General features: G+C 62.3%; 19 protein-coding genes. 12 read left to right on the forward strand and 7 right to left on the reverse strand.

Annotated features, from left to right (window positions below; all coding sequences use genetic code 11):
• Nucleotides 1-116: 116 nt before the first annotated feature.
• A complete protein-coding gene (gene lspA, locus ABWU19_RS02205) occupies nt 117-605 on the reverse strand; it encodes a signal peptidase II (protein ID WP_435900137.1) in 489 nt (162 codons plus the stop codon).
• Between the two features lie 103 nt (nt 606-708).
• On the opposite strand from lspA, the gene ABWU19_RS02210 reads away from it, so the two are divergent.
• From ABWU19_RS02210 to ABWU19_RS02225, 4 genes are all read left to right on the forward strand, one after another.
• On the forward strand, nt 709-1,005 hold the full coding sequence (locus ABWU19_RS02210) for a large ribosomal subunit protein bL28 (protein WP_027876984.1): 297 nt from the start codon (nt 709-711) through the stop codon (nt 1,003-1,005).
• A gap of 62 nt (nt 1,006-1,067) precedes the next feature.
• A complete protein-coding gene (locus ABWU19_RS02215; RefSeq protein ID WP_435900138.1) occupies nt 1,068-1,781 on the forward strand; it encodes a M23 family metallopeptidase in 714 nt (237 codons plus the stop codon).
• A gap of 21 nt (nt 1,782-1,802) precedes the next feature.
• Nucleotides 1,803-2,912 carry an AI-2E family transporter gene (locus ABWU19_RS02220; protein ID WP_435900139.1) on the forward strand — a complete coding sequence of 370 codons (1,110 nt, stop codon included), beginning with the start codon at nt 1,803-1,805 and terminating at the stop codon, nt 2,910-2,912.
• Nucleotides 2,913-2,918: 6 nt separating this feature from the next.
• On the forward strand, nt 2,919-4,055 hold the full coding sequence (locus ABWU19_RS02225) for an AI-2E family transporter (RefSeq protein ID WP_435900140.1): 1,137 nt from the start codon (nt 2,919-2,921) through the stop codon (nt 4,053-4,055).
• Between the two features lie 21 nt (nt 4,056-4,076).
• Here ABWU19_RS02225 and ABWU19_RS02230 read toward each other — a convergent pair whose 3' ends face one another.
• Genes ABWU19_RS02230 through ABWU19_RS02245 form a run of 4 tightly spaced genes read right to left on the reverse strand, consistent with a single transcriptional unit; the run spans nt 4,077 to nt 8,763 of the window.
• Nucleotides 4,077-5,882 carry a ribonuclease catalytic domain-containing protein gene (locus ABWU19_RS02230; RefSeq protein ID WP_435900141.1) on the reverse strand — a complete coding sequence of 602 codons (1,806 nt, stop codon included), beginning with the start codon at nt 5,880-5,882 and terminating at the stop codon, nt 4,077-4,079.
• Between the two features lie 15 nt (nt 5,883-5,897).
• Nucleotides 5,898-7,049, reverse strand: coding sequence for a tRNA guanosine(34) transglycosylase Tgt (gene tgt / locus ABWU19_RS02235; protein ID WP_435900142.1), 1,152 nt, complete (start codon nt 7,047-7,049; stop codon nt 5,898-5,900).
• Between the two features lie 41 nt (nt 7,050-7,090).
• A complete protein-coding gene (locus ABWU19_RS02240; protein WP_435900143.1) occupies nt 7,091-8,257 on the reverse strand; it encodes a hypothetical protein in 1,167 nt (388 codons plus the stop codon).
• Nucleotides 8,254-8,763, reverse strand: coding sequence for a DUF4384 domain-containing protein (locus ABWU19_RS02245; protein ID WP_435900144.1), 510 nt, complete (start codon nt 8,761-8,763; stop codon nt 8,254-8,256). Before ABWU19_RS02245 ends, ABWU19_RS02240 begins: the two co-directional genes overlap by 4 nt.
• Before the next feature lie 80 nt (nt 8,764-8,843).
• Between ABWU19_RS02245 and crcB the strand changes: the two genes are divergently transcribed.
• The 5 genes from crcB (at nt 8,844) to ABWU19_RS02270 (ending at nt 12,094) form a co-directional block, all read left to right on the forward strand.
• Nucleotides 8,844-9,218, forward strand: a complete 375-nt coding sequence (gene crcB, locus ABWU19_RS02250; protein ID WP_435900145.1) for a fluoride efflux transporter CrcB — start codon at nt 8,844-8,846, stop codon at nt 9,216-9,218.
• Nucleotides 9,215-9,547 (forward strand): DUF190 domain-containing protein, encoded by a 333-nt coding sequence (locus tag ABWU19_RS02255; protein WP_435900146.1) that lies wholly within the window; start codon nt 9,215-9,217, stop codon nt 9,545-9,547. The genes crcB and ABWU19_RS02255 overlap by 4 nt, the downstream gene beginning before the upstream one ends.
• Nucleotides 9,548-9,601: 54 nt before the next feature.
• Nucleotides 9,602-10,195: a sulfite oxidase-like oxidoreductase gene (locus ABWU19_RS02260; protein WP_435900147.1), complete on the forward strand. Its 594-nt coding sequence runs from the start codon at nt 9,602-9,604 to the stop codon at nt 10,193-10,195.
• Nucleotides 10,196-10,356: 161 nt separating this feature from the next.
• Nucleotides 10,357-10,989, forward strand: a complete 633-nt coding sequence (gene plsY, locus ABWU19_RS02265) for a glycerol-3-phosphate 1-O-acyltransferase PlsY (RefSeq protein ID WP_435900148.1) — start codon at nt 10,357-10,359, stop codon at nt 10,987-10,989.
• A gap of 148 nt (nt 10,990-11,137) precedes the next feature.
• Entirely contained in the window at nt 11,138-12,094 is a 957-nt protein-coding gene (locus ABWU19_RS02270; RefSeq protein ID WP_435900149.1) for a GGDEF domain-containing protein, read from the forward strand.
• A gap of 2 nt (nt 12,095-12,096) precedes the next feature.
• Here ABWU19_RS02270 and ABWU19_RS02275 read toward each other — a convergent pair whose 3' ends face one another.
• Nucleotides 12,097-13,830 carry a VanW family protein gene (locus tag ABWU19_RS02275; RefSeq protein WP_435900150.1) on the reverse strand — a complete coding sequence of 578 codons (1,734 nt, stop codon included), beginning with the start codon at nt 13,828-13,830 and terminating at the stop codon, nt 12,097-12,099.
• 164 nt (nt 13,831-13,994) lie between these two features.
• On the opposite strand from ABWU19_RS02275, the gene ABWU19_RS02280 reads away from it, so the two are divergent.
• On the forward strand, nt 13,995-15,503 hold the full coding sequence (locus tag ABWU19_RS02280) for an amidohydrolase (RefSeq protein ID WP_435900151.1): 1,509 nt from the start codon (nt 13,995-13,997) through the stop codon (nt 15,501-15,503).
• 59 nt (nt 15,504-15,562) lie between these two features.
• On the opposite strand, the gene ABWU19_RS02285 is transcribed toward ABWU19_RS02280, so the two are convergent.
• Entirely contained in the window at nt 15,563-16,219 is a 657-nt protein-coding gene (locus ABWU19_RS02285) for a GntR family transcriptional regulator (protein WP_435900152.1), read from the reverse strand.
• Nucleotides 16,220-16,296: 77 nt separating this feature from the next.
• On the opposite strand from ABWU19_RS02285, the gene ABWU19_RS02290 reads away from it, so the two are divergent.
• Together ABWU19_RS02290 and ABWU19_RS02295 are read left to right on the forward strand one after the other, a co-directional pair.
• Nucleotides 16,297-16,638 (forward strand): UxaA family hydrolase, encoded by a 342-nt coding sequence (locus ABWU19_RS02290; protein WP_435900153.1) that lies wholly within the window; start codon nt 16,297-16,299, stop codon nt 16,636-16,638.
• Complete coding sequence (locus ABWU19_RS02295) at nt 16,631-17,809, forward strand: UxaA family hydrolase (protein WP_435900154.1); 1,179 nt, start codon at nt 16,631-16,633, stop codon at nt 17,807-17,809. Before ABWU19_RS02290 ends, ABWU19_RS02295 begins: the two co-directional genes overlap by 8 nt.
• Nucleotide 17,810: the final 1 nt, after the last annotated feature.

Genomic DNA, 17,810 nt, shown 5'->3' on the forward strand with positions numbered 1-17,810 from the left:
CACATCGTGGGCAGTCCTCGTTGAACCAAGAATCCCACTGGCTTTAGCCGTGGGAGTGTCCAGAGAGGCTTTTGCGGCCTGTTGCCGGCTTGCTCTGGTGTGCCTGAGTACTAGGCTCAGTAGCGCCGCTTGCGCTGGGGCAGCAACAGCATGAAAACCCCAACCACCACGCAAGCATCGGCCAGGTTCCAGATGGGAAAGCTATCCAGGATAAAGATACCCGTGCGGTTGATGTCCACATAGTCCACCACCCAGCCGTGGCCCAGACGGTCTATTGCGTTGCCGAGGGCGCCTGCGGCAATTAGCGAAAAAGCCAGCTGGCTCAAAAGCGAGACCCGTCGGTGGTTCGTGCTCAGATAGACCAGAATCCCGATGCCCACCACCAGGCTCACCCAGACCAGAATGCGGGCGCCGCCCTGGAAAATTCCAAAGGCTGCGCCGGTGTTTTTGATGAAGGTCGCGTCCACGATCCAGAACAGATTGGTCAGAAAAATGGCACCCACCCCTTCGTCAAAAATGCGGGGGCCTACCGCCCACAGCACCATAAGTTTGATGGCCTGATCGGCGACCAGTAGGACGGGAACCAGCCAGGTGGCAATATTCATACCGCTGGGAAGTCTAGCACGGCCCCGTGAGGGTATGCTATACTCGCTACTGTTGCCCTGAAGCAAGGGGCTACCCCTTGTGTTGGCAGTTAGGAGTCCTGCGATGTCGAAGATCTGCGAAATTAGCGGCAAGCGCCCCACGGTGGCCTACAGCATCATCACCCGTGGTAAGGCCAAACGGGAAGGTGGGGTAGGTAAGAAGATTACCGGCTACACCAAGCACTGGCAAGAGCCCAACCTGCGCAAAGTGACCGTAACGGTGGCTGGCCACAACATCACCTTCCGGGTGGCCAACAGCCATGCCCACAAGGTCTACGAGCTGGTTGAGCGCTCCAAAGGTATGAAGCTCGAGGGCCTCAGCGCTAAGCAGATCAAAGCCCGCCTTCTGAGCCTGCTTTAAACAAAACCATACTTAGAGACGCGGCCTGCCGCGTCTCTCTATTTTTGGCATAGAATAAACCCATGCCGATCAAACCCGGCTGGATTGTGCTCGCTCTGGTTACGCTTATCGCCTTGTGGCAGAGCGCCCAACTATCCAGTGCGCGCCGGCAGATAGCGGGTTTGCAGGCGGAAATTGTCAGACTAAAGCAAGAGCTACAAAAAGGTCCCGAGGGCTTTATGCTGCCCTTGCCGGGAGCCTGCCTTCCCAAAACCGACAGCAACCTGCCCGGTGCCCCTCGCGAATACCGCAAAGGAACCAACCCCGGTTTTGTGTTTACCGGCGACGATGCCTGTGTGCCGGTGCGCTTTGGTATGGGGGTGGTGGCGGCGGCTGGGGGCGAGGTGATTAAGGCCGAGACCGCTTACAAAGAGATAACCCGCGCCGAGTATGAGGCCCTGATTCGGGCGGTTGCCAATGGGGCCAGCCCTGAGCAAATGGATAAGCTGCGCGGGCGGGAGGTCTGGATTCGCCACCCGGGTGGCTTTACCACCGTATATGCCCACCTTTCCGAGATTGCCCCTGGCCTTAAGCTGGGCAGCAAGGTTCACAAAGGGCAGTGGATTGGCCGGGTGGGCAACAGCGGCACCGAGGCAGCACTACGGGGCCGGAGCGAGGGGGCACGGCTGCTCTTCGAGCTGTGGGATGGTGAGCCCGACAAAGACAGGTACTTTGGTCAGGGCCTGACGCCGGAGATGGTGCGGGCCAAGGCCAAGCTCGAGTTCAGTCTTCCCTAGCTGTGCGGTATTGTAATCCCCATGCGCCGCGACCTTGCCGAAATCTGGAAGCTGCTGTGGGTGCGCATTGCAGTTTATTTGATTTTGGCCTACCTGCTGCTTCAGCTATTGGGGGCAGTGTTTGGGGGGGCTAGGGGGGCTTTGGTCACGCTCTTTTTAGCCTTTATATTCGCCTACCTGACCTCGCCCATCGTGTGGGCTTTGGAAAAGCGCAGGGTGCCCCGCTTTTTGGGGGTGCTCCTGGTATACCTGGGGCTTGGGTTTTTTTTAGGGCTGGCCTCGTTTTTGATTGCCGACATGGTGAATGTGCTGGCCCGCTTCGCTGCGGAGCTCCCCCGCATTCTCACGCCACTGCTAAACTGGATAGAAAATATCCCTTCGCGCGTGGGCCAGATTGAAATTCCCCCAGCTTTGGAAGGGGCCTTTGCCCAGGCTGCCCAGAGCTTACAAACCCTGCTCGAGGGCTTTACCCAGACCCTTTTGCAAGGGTTGCGGGCCCTGCTGGCCCAGGGGGGCAACCTGGTGGGGTTCCTGGCGTCGGTGGCGGGGGGGGTGTTCCAGTTTTTTGCTGCGCTCATCATCTCGATTTATCTGCTCTACGACCTGCCTAAAATCTCCCAGACCCTCTTCCAGATGGTTCCGCTGCCCTACCAGCCCCTGGTCGCCGATATCACCACCAAGCTGGATCGGGCCGTGGGGGGCTATATACGCGGGCAGATTCAGGTGGCTTTTTGGGTGGGCTTGCTGGTGGGGCTGGGGCTCTGGGTTTTCGGTGTGCCGCTGGCTGGTTCGCTGGGACTGCTGGCGGGACTATTCAATATCATCCCTTTTGCGGGGGTGATTATTTCCACCGTGCCTGCGCTGCTTTTAGCACTGACGGTAGGCTGGCCGCAGGTCATAGCCGCGCTGGGGGTGGTGGTGGTTGCGAACCAGGTAGAGGCCCACTTCCTGAGCCCCCGTATTCTGGGGCAGGCTACCAGCCTGCATCCCGTTAGCGTGATTGGCGCAATTCTGGTGGGCTCGAGCCTCTACGGGCTGGTAGGTGCGCTGGTGGCAGTTCCGCTGCTGGCCTTCTTCAAGGTTCTCTATGCCGAGTTTTACTTGAACAGCCGCTTCTATCGCGAGGGGTAAGGGGGTATGGGCGCAACGTTGAGCTGGGCCTGGCAGAACCCCTGGGTGCGGGTGGGGGTGTACGTAGCCCTGGCGGGCCTGGCATTTTTGCTGCTGAGCTGGGTGATGAACGGGGCGCGTACTGCCGTGGGTATCGTGCTGGTGGCTTTTGTGTTTTCGTATGTGGTCAGCCCGGTGGTGCGCTGGTTCGAGGTGCGCCGCCTCACCCGAGCTTTGGGTGTGGTGGTCGTTTTTGTGGGCATGTTGTTCTTTATGGGTCTGGCTACGGTGCTGCTGGCCGGCATGGTGGGTCAGCTGGCCCGTTTTGCCACGGGTTTACCGGCGTTGTTGTGGCCTCTGATTGGCTGGGTACAAGGCCTACCCGAACAGATAGGCCGCATCGAGCTGCCGCCGGTTTTGCTCGAGGCCCTCGATCAGGCTGCCCTTAACCTGCAAACCCTGCTCCAGGCCTTCACCCAGACCTTGCTACAGGCCCTCCAGGGGGTGCTGGCCCAGGGGGGCAACCTGCTGGGTTTCTTCACCGGGCTTTTGGGGGGGGCATTTCAGCTTCTGACGGTCATTACCATCTCGATTTACCTGCTCTACGACCTCCCCCGCATTGGGGCGGCTTTGCTGCGGGCCATTCCCGCGCCCTACCAGCCGCGCACCCTCGAGCTGGCCCAAAAAGCCGATATGGCCTTTGGGGGTTATGTGCGCGGCACCATACTGGGGGCGCTGTTCAATGGGGCGCTCATCACCCTGGCCATGTATATAGCCTTTGGGGTGTTCCAGGGGTTTGGCCTCGAGGTGCTTACCCAGGCCATGTCGCTGGGCTTCCTGGCCTTCATCTTTAGCTTTGTGCCGGTGCTGGGGGTGATTATCTCGGCCATACCGGCGCTGGTGCTGGCTTTGCCGCTGGGCTGGCTGGCTTTTGCGGTGGTGGCTTTGGCCTTGTGGTTGTGCAACCAGATCCAGGGGTTTGTCTGGCCGGTGATCATGGGCCGTACCACCAGCCTGCACCCGGTCACGGGCATTTCCGTGGTGCTGATTGCAGCCTCGCTATTTGGGCTGGGGGGCGCTTTGCTGTCGGTGCCGCTGGCGGCCTTTGTAAAAATCCTGTACACCGACTACTACCTGAACAGCCGCTTTTACCGGGAGGGGTAAGGTTTTATACAAGATGCCTCCTTACCCCACTTTGGCGCTCAGTAGGCCGAAGTGGTGTTCCAGGCGGGGCAGCTCTGCATCGCGAAAGCGAAGCTGGGCCACGGTATTAAGCGGCAGGTTTTGCTCGAGGGTTACCTGCGTAACCAGCCCCAGCTCATTCAGAAAGAAGAGGCCCTGCAGGCCGCGCCGCTCTACCAGGGTTCCGGGGCCTTCATAGCCTTTTTGCAGAAGGTGCACCAGGATCCAGTGCTCCCGGCTTTTTCGCTCGGCTTCCCGCACCAAATCGGCCATGGCCTCGGCAGCGCCGACCCGCTCGAGCAGCTCGGCCTGGGATAAGGGTTTTTGCCCGCGCAGCCAGGCCCTGAGCTGCTGATGGGCCACCAGGTCGAGGTAGCGCCGCAGCGGACTGGTCACCTGGGCGTAGAAGGGCAGGCCCAGACCGTGGTGGGGCGCAGGGGTGGACTTGAGCTGCGTGCGCTTGAGGCCCTTGCGCTGGGCCCACATGCCAGCCAGGCCGGCCTCCTCTACCTGGAAACTGGGGGCTTCCTGGGTGGCAAAGGGAAAAGGGAGATCTGCTTGCAGGGCTAGCTGGGCCGCGGCATAGCCGGCCAGCAGCATGGCCTCGCGTACCCAGACCCGGCTCGGGTAAGGGGGGAGGGGCAGGATATGGACGGCTTCTCCCTCGACCCGTATCTTGACTTCGGGCAGGGCGATGTCCAGCGCGCCTTGCGCCATTCGGCGGGCCCACAACACCTCGGCGACGGCCTGTAGCGTCTGGAGCGCTGCTACCTCGAGGGCTTCCTGGTAGGTGATCCGTTGCACCCGCACCAGGCTTGGGTAGACGCTTTGCTGCAAAAGTGCGCCTTCCTTCGAGAGCCACAACTCGAAGGTCAGGGCGGGGGAGACCTCCTTTAGCCCCAGCCCTAAAGCCTCGGTGAGGGCGGAAGGCAGCATGGGAATGGTCCCTTCGGGCAGGTAAAGGTTGGCCCCTCGGCGCATGGCCTCCTGGTCCAGCGGGCTGCCTGGGGTGACCAGGGCGGCCACGTCGGCCACATGAACCAAAAGACGGTAGCCTGAGGCAACCGGCTCAACGAAAATTGCGTCGTCTGGATCCTGGCTTCCGGGGTCATCAATCGCGTAAGCAAGCTGCGCGGTGAGGTCGGTTCGTTGCTCCGGCGGCAAGGGGGGTATAGCTAACTCGGGTGGAAAGAGACGGAGGCCTAGCCGCTGGGGGTGTGGGTTCTCGTAGCGAAAGACCCCCAGGTCGAGCAGAAGGCGGTGGGCGCTCTCCGGTGCTTCGGGATGTCCCAGGGCCCGCAACACGGGGCTTTCCTTGCGCTTGCCCAAAGCCAGGGCCTGGAGTTCGGCCAGGAGAGGGGCATCCTCCGGGGCCGGGGCTTTTTGCCTAAGGCGCTCTACGCCCTGCAAAAAGGCCTGTTCACGCTCTTCTTTGTGCCTTTTATCCCTCAAGATGGCCTCGAGCTCAGCCTGGGTACGGGCTCGAGCCCCGCTTCCTTCCAGCACAAAGCGCGGGTCGTTCTGGGTCAGTTGATACGCAGCATACGCTGCCTCGGGGGTGTACTGGCCATAGACCAGCTCGGCCAGCTCCCGCAGGCTTACGGTCTGGCCTTCTAGCAGGGCCCAGGCTGTCTCCACCTCACCCTGGGGCGGGCTGAGCTGTAGAAGGGCAGGCCCGGGGTGCAGCAGGAGAACGTCCTTAGGGCGCACCCTGAGGCGCTCGCCCGAGGGCAGCTCGAGCAGTAGCTTGTCCCCGGCCCCGCGGGCCAGGGCGGGCTTGCCTTTGTAGATCACCAGCGCGTCATGCACGTTTTCAGAATAACCTTACCAGTGCCCGCCTGCTTCCAGTGCCTTACTGAACCACGAGGGGGGCTCAGCGCCAAAGCGCCTTCGGGCAAAATCCCTGGCGAACTCGCCGTAACTGCCCGCCCGAATGGCCTCCCGGGCGCTTTCCATCAGGCGGTGCAGGTAGCGCAGGTTGTGCAGCGAGATCATGCGGGGGGCCAGCATCTCCTCGGCCCGCACCAGGTGGCACAGGTAGGCCCGGCTGTAGTGGGTGCAGGCGTAGCAGTCGCACGTGGGGTCGATGGGGTTGGGGTCGTCGAGGTGGCGGGTGAGCTTGAGGTTGAGGCGGCCTTCGGGCACCAGGGCATAGCCGAAGCGCCCGGTGCGGGTGGGGTAGACGCAGTCGAACATATCCACCCCCAGCGCCACCGCGGCCACCAGGTCTTCGGGGTGGCCCACCCCCATCAGGTAGCGGGGCTTATTTTCGGGCAGAAGCCGGGTGGAAAGCTCCACTGCCGGGTACATGCCCTCTTTGGGCTCCCCCACCGCTAAGCCGCCAATGGCAAAACCGGGGGTGCCAAAGGCCACCGTAGCTTCTGCGCTGGCTTTACGGAGAGCCAGGTCAACCCCGCCCTGGGCGATGGCAAAGAGGGCCTGGTCGGGGCGGGTTTTGGCCTTCAGGCTGCGCTCGAGCCAGCGCAGGGTGCGCTCGATGGAAGCCTTCAGGTACTCCGGGCTGGCCGGGTAGGGCGGACACTCGTCGAAGGCCATGATGATGTCGGCCCCCAGGGCTTCCTGCACCTGGATGCTGTACTCGGGGGTGAGCTCGATCAGGTCGCCGTTCAGGTGGCTGCGGAAGGTTACCCCTTGTTCGCTGATTTTTCGCAGGTCGCCCAGGCTCATCACCTGGAAACCGCCCGAGTCGGTGAGCCAGGGGCCGTCGTAGGCAGCAAACCTGTGCAGCCCGCCCAGCGCTTGCACCCGCTCGGGGCCGGGCCTGAGGAGCAGGTGGTAGGTGTTGCCCAGGATAATCTGAGAGCCAATTTCCCTAAGTTCCTGGGGCGAGATTCCCTTCACGCTGCCCTGGGTTCCCACCGGCATAAAGACCGGGGTTTGCACCACGCCGTGGGGGGTGTGAAAAAGCCCAGTGCGGGCCCGGCCAGACTGGGCGGTGATGGCAAACTCGAACACCTGGGTATTTTGCGGCCTAAAGGCGCAAAGTGCAACCGCCCTCAGTTGGCCGTGCAGGTGCTGGGGGCCTGACAGCTAAAGCTGCGGGCCTGTTCGATGCTGGGCCCGTCGTAGCTGGTTTCGAGGCCCTTGCCCAGCACCTTGAACCCGGCCTCGACCTTGCTTTTGCCGTTGATGCCGGTTTTGAGGGCCGCCGTGCCGTTGTTGCCGTTGAGGGTCAGGTTGATAAAAGGTTTGGCCTCGAGGCTGGGCCCCGCCACGCCATAAAACTTGATGTCCATGGCCAGCCCCGCGAAGGCCTGGCCCGAACCTTGCACCGGAACCGAGTAGTTGAAGGTGGGGTTCAGGGCAAAGTTGGCGCTAAAGGTGTTGTTCCACCCGCCATTGCTGCTGCGGCTGCGGTCGTAGTCGAGCTGGAGGCTGGTGGTGAAGGTGGGGGCGATGCCCACCTGCACCGTTACCTTGCCGCCGGCGTTGCTGCTCACCCCGGCAATCAGCCTGGGCTGCAAGACCACCACCACCGGCACACTGCCCACCAGGAAGGCCCGCTTGATGTTCCAGGAGGCCAGCTCTTTGCTCAGGCTAAAAGGGCTGTAGCTGGCGTCGGCCTGGATGGTGGCGGTAATAGAGGATTTGAGCGTGCCGCTCAGGCCGGCCTTAAACATCTCCACGCTGCCGCTGCTAATCTTGAGGTTGAAGCTGGGTTTGAGGGTCTGCTCGATAAAGCCGTTGAGGGTGATGCTCCCGCCGGGAACACCGGGGATGTCGAACTTGACGTTGGTCAGGTTGATGCGCCCGGTGAAGTCCTGCACGCTCACCCCATCCAGGGCCTGCACCATGTTGGCCTCGCCGATGGGCAGGTCGGTCTGGAGGGTCACCTCACCCGCAGCGATGGCGTCCTCGAGGGCCGCGTTCTCGGTTTTGAGGTAGAACTTCCGCACCGCCTGACCATTGACCATACCAGCACCGGTCTGCGTTACCTCGGTGATTTTCCGCACCAAGCCCTCTCCCTCATCACTGATGACAATCTGGCCCGCGGTCAGGTTTTTATCGGTCTGAACGTTCATCTCGGTAGCGGTAACGGAATCCACCTCATCTTCCGGCAGTACCACCGCATTGGGCTTCAAGTCCAGGCTGTTCTTTGGGAGTGCAGGGCCACAGGCCACCAGTAGAATCACGGCCAGGGGCAGCAAAAAGAGGGTTTTCATTGGGACACCGCCTCCATCCAGGTTTCGGCCACATCGCGCACCTGGGCCCCGCTAAGGTAAGCCTGGGTGTGGCGGTTGAACTCCTCGTTGCTCAGTTTGCCCCTAAACAACTCCCGGTTTGTGGCGGGCACATTGGTGTACAAAAGCCGGAAGCGCGAGGGCCCCAAAGGCGGTACGACCAGGTAGGTGGCCTGGCCCTGGGCGTTGCGGTCGGTGGCCAGCGGGAAAGTGTGGCGGCCTGCGGGTAGCTGCACGTTGCGCTCGAGCACCACCGTGGTGGTGTCGGAGTCCATGGTAACCAGGGTTACGTAGCCCGGCTGGCTCAGGGTAAAACTAAAAAACACCCGTTCGCGCAGCCTGTATTTGCCGCCCTCGCCCCGGTCGGGGGCAAAGTTGCTGATGATGGGCGCTAAGCCCCATTCCCGGCGCTGGTTGTCGCTAATGCCAGGTTGGGGCGCACAGCCGGCCAGTAGAAGCAGTACCAATGGGAGGCTTAGAAATCTCATCTCCAGAGTCTACCCTTTATTGGCTGAGAGCTTTGCAGTGGACTGGATTAAGATGGCCTTTAGAGAAGATACTGTGCAAGGTGGAGCGCTATCTGCTGGTCATGCTGGGCGGGGCTATTGGGGCTGCCCTGCGCTATGGGCTGGGGGCCTGGGTGCAGGGCCTCGCTGGGCCGGGGTTCCCCTGGAGCACCTTTTTAATCAACCTGACCGGCAGCTTTCTGATTGGGCTGGTGCTGCGCTTTAGCCTCGAGGGGGCCTTGAGCCCGGAGTGGCGGCTGTTTTTGGCGGTGGGGGTACTGGGCGGCTACACCACCTTCTCTACCTTTAGCTGGGAGACCCTTACCCTGGTGCAGCAAGGGGAGTGGTTCAAAGCCTTTTTGTATGTGGCTGGCAGTGTGGTGCTGGGGTTTGTCCTGGTCTGGCTGGCCTACCGTTGGGCCGGGAGGTGGGTATGAAGCTACAGGGAGAAGCCAAGCTGGTACGCATTTACCTGGGGGAGTCGGACAAATGGCAGGGCCGGCCCCTCTACGAAGCCATTGTGCTCGAGGCCAAAAAAGCAGGCCTGGCCGGGGCCACGGTGTTCAGGGGTTTCATGGGTTTTGGCGCCCACTCCCGCATCCACACCGCCAAAATACTCCAGCTTTCCGAAGACCTGCCCATCTGCATCGAAATTGTAGACAGCGAGGAGAAAATTCAGGCCTTCCTGCCCACCCTCGACCCGATGGTGCAAGAAGGGCTGATTACCATGGAGAAGGTCGAGGTCATTCGCTACCGCTCGCGCTGAGGTTTTGTGCCCCCGCTTACCCGGCCCTCCCGGCCCTGCGCCTATCCTGCATTTATGTTTGGCAATTTCTTCAAGCCCAAAAATGTGGAGGGTGAGCGGGTGCCCCCCGGCCAGGTGCTCACCGAGAAGTTTCCCGTGCTGACCTATGGCCCCACCCCCAGCGTGCGCCCTGAAGAAGTTAAGTTTGAAATCAAAGGACAGGTGGAAGAGGCCAAAACCTTGGGTTGGGAAGACCTGCTGGCCCTGCCGCAGACCGACCTCACCGCCGACTTCCACTGCGTGACCCGCTGGAGCAAGCTGGACGTAAAGTGGCGCGGTATCCGGGTGCCCGATCTGATGCAACAGGTTCGGCTCAAGCCAGAGGCCCGGGCGGTGCTGGTTCACTGCTACGGCGGCTATACCACCAACCTGAGCCTGGAGGACTTTTTGCGGGCAGAGAATATCCTGGCCCATACCCTTTTTGGTCAGCCCCTACCACGCGACCACGGCGGCCCTTTGCGCCTGGTGGTGCCGCACCTCTATGCCTGGAAGAGCGCCAAGTGGGTGCGGGGGTTTGAGTTTTTGGACAGGGAAGAGCTGGGTTTTTGGGAGGTCAACGGCTACCACCGCCGGGGTGACCCCTGGAAAGAAGAGCGTTTCAGCGATTGAGCTGCGGCCAGGCCTGTGCCAGAGCTGCCCATGACCCACCCAATGGCGCTGGGGAAGGCCCCCGGACGCGCCCCACACCCGCAGAGATGAGGGTGGCGGGCAGGGCAGTTTGCTTTCCGGAGCAGCGGTAAAATTGGCGAAGACTGCGATAAAATGCCAGAGTGGACTGGAACGTCTGGTTTGTTTTGGTGCTGGCTTACTTGTTTGGTGCGATACCTGCGGGGGCCTGGGTCGCCCGCTACTATGGTGTGGATATCCAGAAAGTGGGCTCCGGGAATACCGGGGCCACCAACATCCTGCGTACCCTGGGGGCTGGCCCGGCTGTGGTGGTGGCTGGGTTTGACGTGTTCAAGGGGGGCATTGCCGTTTTGCTGGCCCGCTTGTTTAACATCGAGGGACCCCTCTTGGGCGGGGTGGCCCTGGCTGCGGTGCTGGGCCACAATTACTCGGTTTTCCTGCGCTTTACGGGGGGGAAAGGGGTAGCGACCAGCTTTGGGACACTGCTGTTTCTGGACCCGCTGGTGGCCTTGCTGGCCTTTCCGGTGGGCATTCTGACCATGTGGCTGACGCGGTTTGTATCGGCTGGAAGTATGATCGGGGGTCTTACGGCAGTGGTTATTACCATCGCGCTGGGACGGCCTTTCTGGGAAATTCTAACCGTGCTGCTCCTGGCAGGGCTGATTTTCTGGACGCACCGCGAGAACATCAAGCGCCTGCAGGCGGGCAACGAGCGTCGCCTGGGGGATAAAACCGGGGCCTCTGGGGCTACCCAGGCCGACTCCGTTACGCCCTAATCGAATACCGTGTGCCAAATTGGCACCAGGCCCCTCGAGTCTCGTCTAGACTGGTGGGGTGCAGGGGTTGTCAACAAAAGATAGAAAACGAGCGGCCTATCTTTGGGGCGTTCTGCTGGCCATACCGGTTTTGCTTTTGATCTGGCTCATGCGCCCAGAGGAAGGCTTTATCCGGTGGTTGTACCCACTGTTTATTCTGATGTGCGCTAACTGGGCCTGGCGGCTACTTCACCAGGCCAACCTGGCGCGTATCGAGCGCGAGACAATCGCCGCAACAACGGTGTTTTTTACCGCAAAGCTGGTCTACTACCTGTTTTGGGGTAGCCTCGAGCAAAACTGGGTCGAGATCGAGAGCACCTACTGGGTGATGGCTTTTGTCATGGTTCTGGTCTACATTGTTTTTGATGCCCGGATGGGGCTGGTCTATAGCCTGGTTCTGGCGGTGGCTACCCTCGCCTTGGGCTTGCTGCGGCTGGGGGGCGAGGTGGCACTGGGGCAGTACCAGGCCGAGTTTTTAGCGTTTGTGCGTAACCAGATGCGATTGTTGGCTATGGCGGGCTTGCTGTACGCGCTGGCCATTGTTAAAGACCAGCTTGCCCATGCCCACCAGCAGGTGGAGCAGATGCATACCCTGGCCCGCACCGACCCCCTGACTGGCCTGCCCAACCGCCTGGCCTTGAGTGAGTTGCTGGAAGAAGCCTCACACCGCATCCATGGCTTGTATGTGGTGCTGCTCGACATAGACCGCTTCAAGCAGATCAACGACCGCTTCGGGCATGCCGTGGGCGATGATGTGCTCAAAGAGGTGGGGCGCCGCTTGCGCACCTCTTTGCGTAAGAGCGATGTGCTCGGGCGCTGGGGTGGGGAGGAGTTCATGATGATCATGCGCGGCGACAACCAGCACGAAGTGCTGGCGGCAGTGGAACGCTTGCGCGAGGACATTTCCTTCTGGCCCTTCGAGAAAGTTGGGGCGGTTTCGGCCAGCTTTGGCGTGGCCGAAGGGCATATAGGTGACAGCATCCACACCCTGGTTGAGCGGGCCGACAAGGTTCTGTACCAGGCCAAAAGCCTGGGGCGCAACCGGGTTGAAATCAGCCCGGCCTAGCCCTACCTCGAGGCCACCTCATCCCCTGGAGCGGGTGTCTGGGGTCCTACCTGGTACACCGCCTGCCAGGGGCGGTAGTTGGAGTTGAGCTGGTCGGTGCTTACCCTGCCGTCGGGGTGGGTGATGGTGCGGGTGATGCGGGTGCGGAAGCCATCCACGGCCCAGTCCACCTGCTTGATCTGGCCGGGGCGCAGGCTGGTGTCCACGATGTACTGCGGCGGCGGGTGGGGGGTGCGGGAGAGGATGGTGGGCTGGGAGACCACCACCTTGCGCCCGTCGGGGATGCCGTATAGCTGAACGGTAAGGCTAGACTGGGTAAACGCTGTGCGCACGACCATGGGGCCGGGGGTGTTGTTGGTGGCCCGCAGGTTGAGGTAAGGCTGATACACGGCTGCGTCGTAGCCCACGATGGGGTCGTACCAGCGCACCCGGTAGGCGTGCTGGTGGCGCTCGAGGATGGGCAGCCCGGCCTGGTACAAAGCCCGGAAGGCGGTGGTCGAGACCTGGCAGACCCCACCGCCCACGCCCTTAACCGTGCGCCCTTCCGAGATAACCAGGGCCTCCTTGAAGCCGTTCTCCAAGCTGATGTCGCCGATGGCCTGGTTGAAGTTGAAAACCCCGCCTGCTGGCACCACGTAGCCATCCAGGTTGCGGGCAGCGGCGTGGACATTGGCGATGCGCTCGTGGCTCGAGCCCGCGTACCTGGTGGTGGCCTCGGCCAGAAGCTGCAGGTTTTCGGCTTTGGGCAGGTCGGCAGCCCGCACCTGGGCTGTTTTGGGCACCACAGTCAGGCCAAACTCGCTCAGATCGGGGCGCAGGAGGGCCACCTCGAGGCGTTTGAGGGTCTCGGGCTGGTTCATCTTCCAGCCATCTACCTCGGGGCGCACCACCAGTTCACCCTCTGGGCTCAGGGTGTAGCGGGCATCCTGGGGCAATCGGTCGTGGCGGGCGGCGAGCTGGGCCAGGATTTTGCGCAGGGCTGTGGCGTTGACCTTAATCTCGTCCTGTACGCTCAAGAGCGAGGCCACCTCGGCGATGCCCAGGGTGCGCCGGTGGACCTTTCCGCTGCCAACCGGGTGGGGTTCGGTATACACCAGGGTAACGGGCCGCAGGAGTTCATTGGCCCTCTGGGCCACTGGCTCGAGCATGGCCGCCGTCAGGCGAGGGGTGAGGCTTTTGGGGAAAAACTCGAGCACGCTCTGCGTGGGGTGCTGGATATAGGTCTCGATGGCGTGCTCGATGTCGAGTTTCAAGCCCGCCTTTTCGGGAATGACCACGTACTGGCCGTTCTGAAACACCACCCTGGCGTCGGTGGGGGGGTACTCGAGCTTGTCGGCAATGACCTGCAGGCGCTTTTCCAGGGCTGCGGCATCCACCCTGGGCACCAGGGGAACCCTGACCTGCCCCCGCAGGGCTGCCAGGCGTTCGCTCAAGCGTGTTCGTCCCACAGCAAAGGCACGCTCGGCGGTGGCCCTGGGGTCGGGCTGCCAGCCAAGCTCGGCGGCGGAGACCTCTAGGGTTTTGTCGCCGGCCTTGAGGGTGAGCAGGGGTGGGGTGGTGTTTTGCGTAGCAGCCGCAATTTTCGCGGTGGCCTCCTCCAGCGTCAGGCCCCCCACCGGCACCCCGGCGGCCTGCACGCCCGCAAAGACCCGGTTGTGGTGGTAGCGCTCGAGCAGAGCCCAGCCCAGCAGAGACCCCGTAAGTATGCCCAGACCAATCAGCAAGCCCCGTCTCATCGGCTTTCGAGTATAGCGGCCCGATGTGGGCAAGGTGTGAAGGCAAACACCCAATCGGGTTTTGCAAAATCTCATCACCTCAGCCCTGCTCAAAAGAGGCTTGCCACAAGAGCCCATGCCCGGCCCTGCTTGAGCCTGGGCTGCGGGCGGGATAGGATGCCCCCATGCTACTTTATGGGCGAATAGAGACCATGACCGAGGCTGGGGCCGAGGCGGTGTATCTGGAAGGCGACCGCATCGCCGATGTGGGCAGCCTGCAAGACCTGGGTGCGCGCTACCCGGGAGCCAAAAAGCATTTTTTTGAGCAGGTTACCCCAGGCCTGCACGAAGCCCATGCCCACCCGCAGATGTGGGGGTTGCAACTGGACAGCCTGGATCTGGAGGGGCTTGGCGACCCCCAGGCGGTGGCCCAGAAAGTGGCCGAGAAGGCCCGCACCCTGCCCCCCGGTACCTGGATACGCGGCGGGGGTTATCTGTTTCGGGCCTACCCCACCCGCGAACTGCTGGATGCTGTAGCACCCCACCACCCGGTGTTTTTGCAAAGCCGCGACCGACACTCGGCCTGGGCCAACAGCCAGGCCCTGAGAGAGGCCGGTATTACCGCCCAAACCCCCGATATGCCCGGTGGGGTGGTGGTGCGGGATGCCCAGGGTGAACCGACCGGGTACCTGCTGGAAGCTGCCCAGGAGCTGATAAACCGGGTCTTGCCTTCGCCTGGCCTGGCCGAGCTCGAGCGGGGCCTGCAAGACCTGGCCCGCCGGGGCTACACCGCCGTTCACCACATGGGCTGGTGCCACTATAGCCTGGCAGAACAATTGGCGGCCTCTAGCCGGCTTCCGCTGCGGCTGTGGTGGGCCCTGGACCGCGACCACTGGCGCGAAACCCAGCCAGGCTGGCGGGGCGACCGGCTCGAGATCGCCGCGGTCAAGTTTTTCGCCGATGGGGCGCTGGGCAGCCGCACTGCCTGGATGGTGGAGCCCTACCCCGATGGTTCATATGGTCTTGCGCTCGACCCCCTCGAGTTCATCGAAAGCGAGGGCCAGGCAGCCCTGGCGGCGGGCTTTGGCCTGACCGTACATGCCATTGGCACCCGGGCGGTGCAGGGGGTGTTGGAGGTGTTTCACCGCCTGCAAGCCCGTATGGGACAGACCGCGGGCGCGGCTGTTCACCGAGCGGACGATCCCCTTGCGGGACAGACCGCTGGCGCGGCTGTTCACCGAGCCCGGCGCATTTTCCGGCTCGAGCACGCCCAGCATGTGCGCGATCAGGAGTTGCCGCGGTTTGCTGGGCTGAACCTGGCGATTTCCATGCAGCCCATGCACCTATTGGGCGACGCCGAGCTGGTGCGCTACCACCTGCCGGGCCACGAGCACCAGGCCTTCCGCCTGCGCGACCTCTGGAACACCGGCCTGCCCCTGGCTTTTGGCTCGGATGCCCCGGTGATGAAGCCGCTGTACGAGCTAAACCTGGAGGCTGCTACCCAGCACCCCCTGAACCCGGCCCAGCGCCTGACCCCCGCTGAGGTTTTGTGGGCCCATACCCGGGGCGCAGCGCTGGCGGCGGGCTGGCCCCAGCACGGCCAGATTCGCCCGGGGGCCCCCGCCGACCTGACCTTGTGGGCGCAGGGCCGCCCTGTGGGGCGGGTGTTTGCCGGGGTGCTCGAGCTGGGTTGAGATGAACCCCGGGCGCTGGCATCTGAGGGGTTCAGCAGACGGCTCTTATTGAAGGGTGCCTATGCCTTCCTGGAGAGTAAGAACTGCTCCAGGGCCTGGCCCGCGTTGCGGACGTGGGTTCGCATGGCGGTTTCGGCAGCCTCGGGGTCTTTGTCGCGTACCGCCTGCAAGATGGCTTCGTGTTCGGCGCGGGACTGGGGCAGGCGTCCTGGAATGGCCGCCGAACTGCTGATGAGCATGCGAATCTGGCCGTCTATGGTCTCGGCGGCGGCCAGTAGGCGCTTGCTGCCCGCGGCTTCCCAGAAAGTGCGGTGGAAGGCCAGGTCGAGGTCGCCATAGGTGTCAATATCGCCCTGATCGGCGGCTTCGCGCTGCTTGTTAAACAGGCGCTCGAGCTTCCTCAAAAGGGCCTTTCCGTCATTCTCGACGGCCAATCGGGCTGCCAGCCCCTCCAGTACCTCGCGCAGGCTGTAGATCTCCCGCACGTCCTCAAGCCTCGGCTCCAGTACAAAATAGCCCCGGTGGGGCACTGCTACTACCAGCCCCTCGCGCTCCAGTGCGCTCAGGGCTTCCTTGACCGGGGTGGGCGAGAGACCCAGGTCTTCGGCCAGTACCCGCACCACCAATTTTTGTCCGGGAGAGATTTTGCGTCCCAGAATGGCTTGCCGCAAAGCCTTATAGGCCTCTCGATTCAGGGTGGTTCGTGTCAGAGCCATATCTGCTTGGTAATTGTAACACATTGACCATAAAAGATTTTAGATATAAAATCTCGTGAAAAGCAAAGGAGGATCTGGTGGCACACAGGGCCTTAGCGCATAAAAGCACCGATGACGTGGCGATAGCCGTTGCCGACCTTAAAGCGGGCGAGGAGCTGACCATTCATAGCCTCGAGGGCGGTAAAACACACAGGATCAAGCTGCTGGAGGATATCCCGCTGGGACACAAAATTGCCCTCAAAGACTTACCCGAGGGCCATGTGGTTATCGAGTATGGCGAGAAGGTGGGCCGGATGACCAAACCCGTTAAAAAGGGTGGTTATGTGCACGTGCACAATATCCGTACCCTGCGCTGGGACTACGGAAAACCTAAAGCCGAAGGCCGCAAATCAAAGACCAGAGGGGGCAGCGATGCCTAAGAAAACAGCCTCCAGGGGCATGCAGTTGACCGGCTACCGCCGCCCCAATGGCGCGGTGGGCGTGCGTAACCATGTGCTCGTCCTGCCGGTAGACGACCTTTCCAACTCGGCCGCCGAAGGGGTGGCCCGGCTGATCAACGGCACCACGGCCCTGCCGCACCCCTACGGGCGCTTACAGTTTGGCGAGGACCTCGAGCTTACCTTCCGCACCCTTTCGGGCCACGGGGCCAACGCCAACGTGCACGGGGTAGTGGTTATCGGCATCGAACCCAAGTGGACCGAGCGGGTGGCCTCGGCCATTGCCAGAACCGGCAAGCCAGTGGAAACCTTCTCCATCGAACGCCACGGTGACCTCAACGTGATTAATGCGGCCAGCCGGGCGGCCTACCACATGGTGCAAGACGCCTCCGAGCTGCGGCGCGAGCCAGTAAGCGTCTCGGAGCTGGTGCTCTCCATCAAGTGTGGTGAGTCCGACCCTACCTTGGGCCTGGCCGGCAATAAAGCCCAGGGCCGCGCGGTGGATCGGCTGGTGGATATGGGGGCCTCGGTGATTTTTGGCGAAACCTCCGAGCTGACTGGCGGTGAACACCTCATTGCCAACCGCTGCGCCACCCCTGCCCTCCGACGCAAGTTCATGCAGATCTACAACGACTATATCCGGATGATCGAAGCCCAGGGGGTAGACCTGCTGGGCTCCCAGCCCACCGAGGGCAACATCCGCGGAGGGCTCTCCACCATCGAAGAAAAAGCCCTGGGCAACATCCAGAAAACCGGCTCCCGACCCATCAACGCAGTGCTGGGCTATGCCGAGCCGGTCAAGCCCGGCCAGGGCCTGGTTTTCATGAACAGCTCTTCGGCGGGGGCGGAGCAGGTGACGCTGTGTGCGGCGGGGGGCAGCGTGCTGCACTTCTTCACCACCGGCCAGGGCAACATCGTGGGGCACCCCCTTATCCCGGTCATCAAGGTCTCGCCTAACCCCATCACCTGCGCTACCATGAGCGAGCACATCGACGTCAAGCTGCCCGACCTGCTGGTCGGTGAGATTGGCCTTGATCAGGCTGCCGACCGCATCCTGGAGGTGTTTGAGCGTACCGCCAACGGTCGCCTGACTGCCGCCGAACTCCTGCGACACAACGAGTTCGTGATTACCAAGCTTTACCCCAGCGCCTGAA

It is taken from the genome of Meiothermus cerbereus, assembly GCF_051297115.1.
GTDB lineage: Bacteria > Deinococcota > Deinococci > Deinococcales > Thermaceae > Meiothermus > Meiothermus cerbereus_A.

Coding starts and splice junctions, on each gene's coding strand:
- ABWU19_RS02225 (WP_435900140.1), top strand. CDS start 2,919: ATGGGCGCAACGTTGAGCTGGGCCTGGCAGAACCCCTGGGTGCGGGTG.
- lspA (WP_435900137.1), bottom strand. CDS start 605: ATGAATATTGCCACCTGGCTGGTTCCCGTCCTACTGGTCGCCGATCAG.
- ABWU19_RS02295 (WP_435900154.1), top strand. CDS start 16,631: ATGCCTAAGAAAACAGCCTCCAGGGGCATGCAGTTGACCGGCTACCGC.
- ABWU19_RS02220 (WP_435900139.1), top strand. CDS start 1,803: ATGCGCCGCGACCTTGCCGAAATCTGGAAGCTGCTGTGGGTGCGCATT.
- ABWU19_RS02260 (WP_435900147.1), top strand. CDS start 9,602: ATGTTTGGCAATTTCTTCAAGCCCAAAAATGTGGAGGGTGAGCGGGTG.
- ABWU19_RS02285 (WP_435900152.1), bottom strand. CDS start 16,219: ATGGCTCTGACACGAACCACCCTGAATCGAGAGGCCTATAAGGCTTTG.
- ABWU19_RS02280 (WP_435900151.1), top strand. CDS start 13,995: ATGCTACTTTATGGGCGAATAGAGACCATGACCGAGGCTGGGGCCGAG.
- ABWU19_RS02270 (WP_435900149.1), top strand. CDS start 11,138: ATGCGCCCAGAGGAAGGCTTTATCCGGTGGTTGTACCCACTGTTTATT.
- ABWU19_RS02215 (WP_435900138.1), top strand. CDS start 1,068: ATGCCGATCAAACCCGGCTGGATTGTGCTCGCTCTGGTTACGCTTATC.
- ABWU19_RS02275 (WP_435900150.1), bottom strand. CDS start 13,830: ATGAGACGGGGCTTGCTGATTGGTCTGGGCATACTTACGGGGTCTCTG.
- ABWU19_RS02245 (WP_435900144.1), bottom strand. CDS start 8,763: ATGAGATTTCTAAGCCTCCCATTGGTACTGCTTCTACTGGCCGGCTGT.
- ABWU19_RS02210 (WP_027876984.1), top strand. CDS start 709: ATGTCGAAGATCTGCGAAATTAGCGGCAAGCGCCCCACGGTGGCCTAC.
- ABWU19_RS02255 (WP_435900146.1), top strand. CDS start 9,215: ATGAAGCTACAGGGAGAAGCCAAGCTGGTACGCATTTACCTGGGGGAG.
- ABWU19_RS02240 (WP_435900143.1), bottom strand. CDS start 8,257: ATGAAAACCCTCTTTTTGCTGCCCCTGGCCGTGATTCTACTGGTGGCC.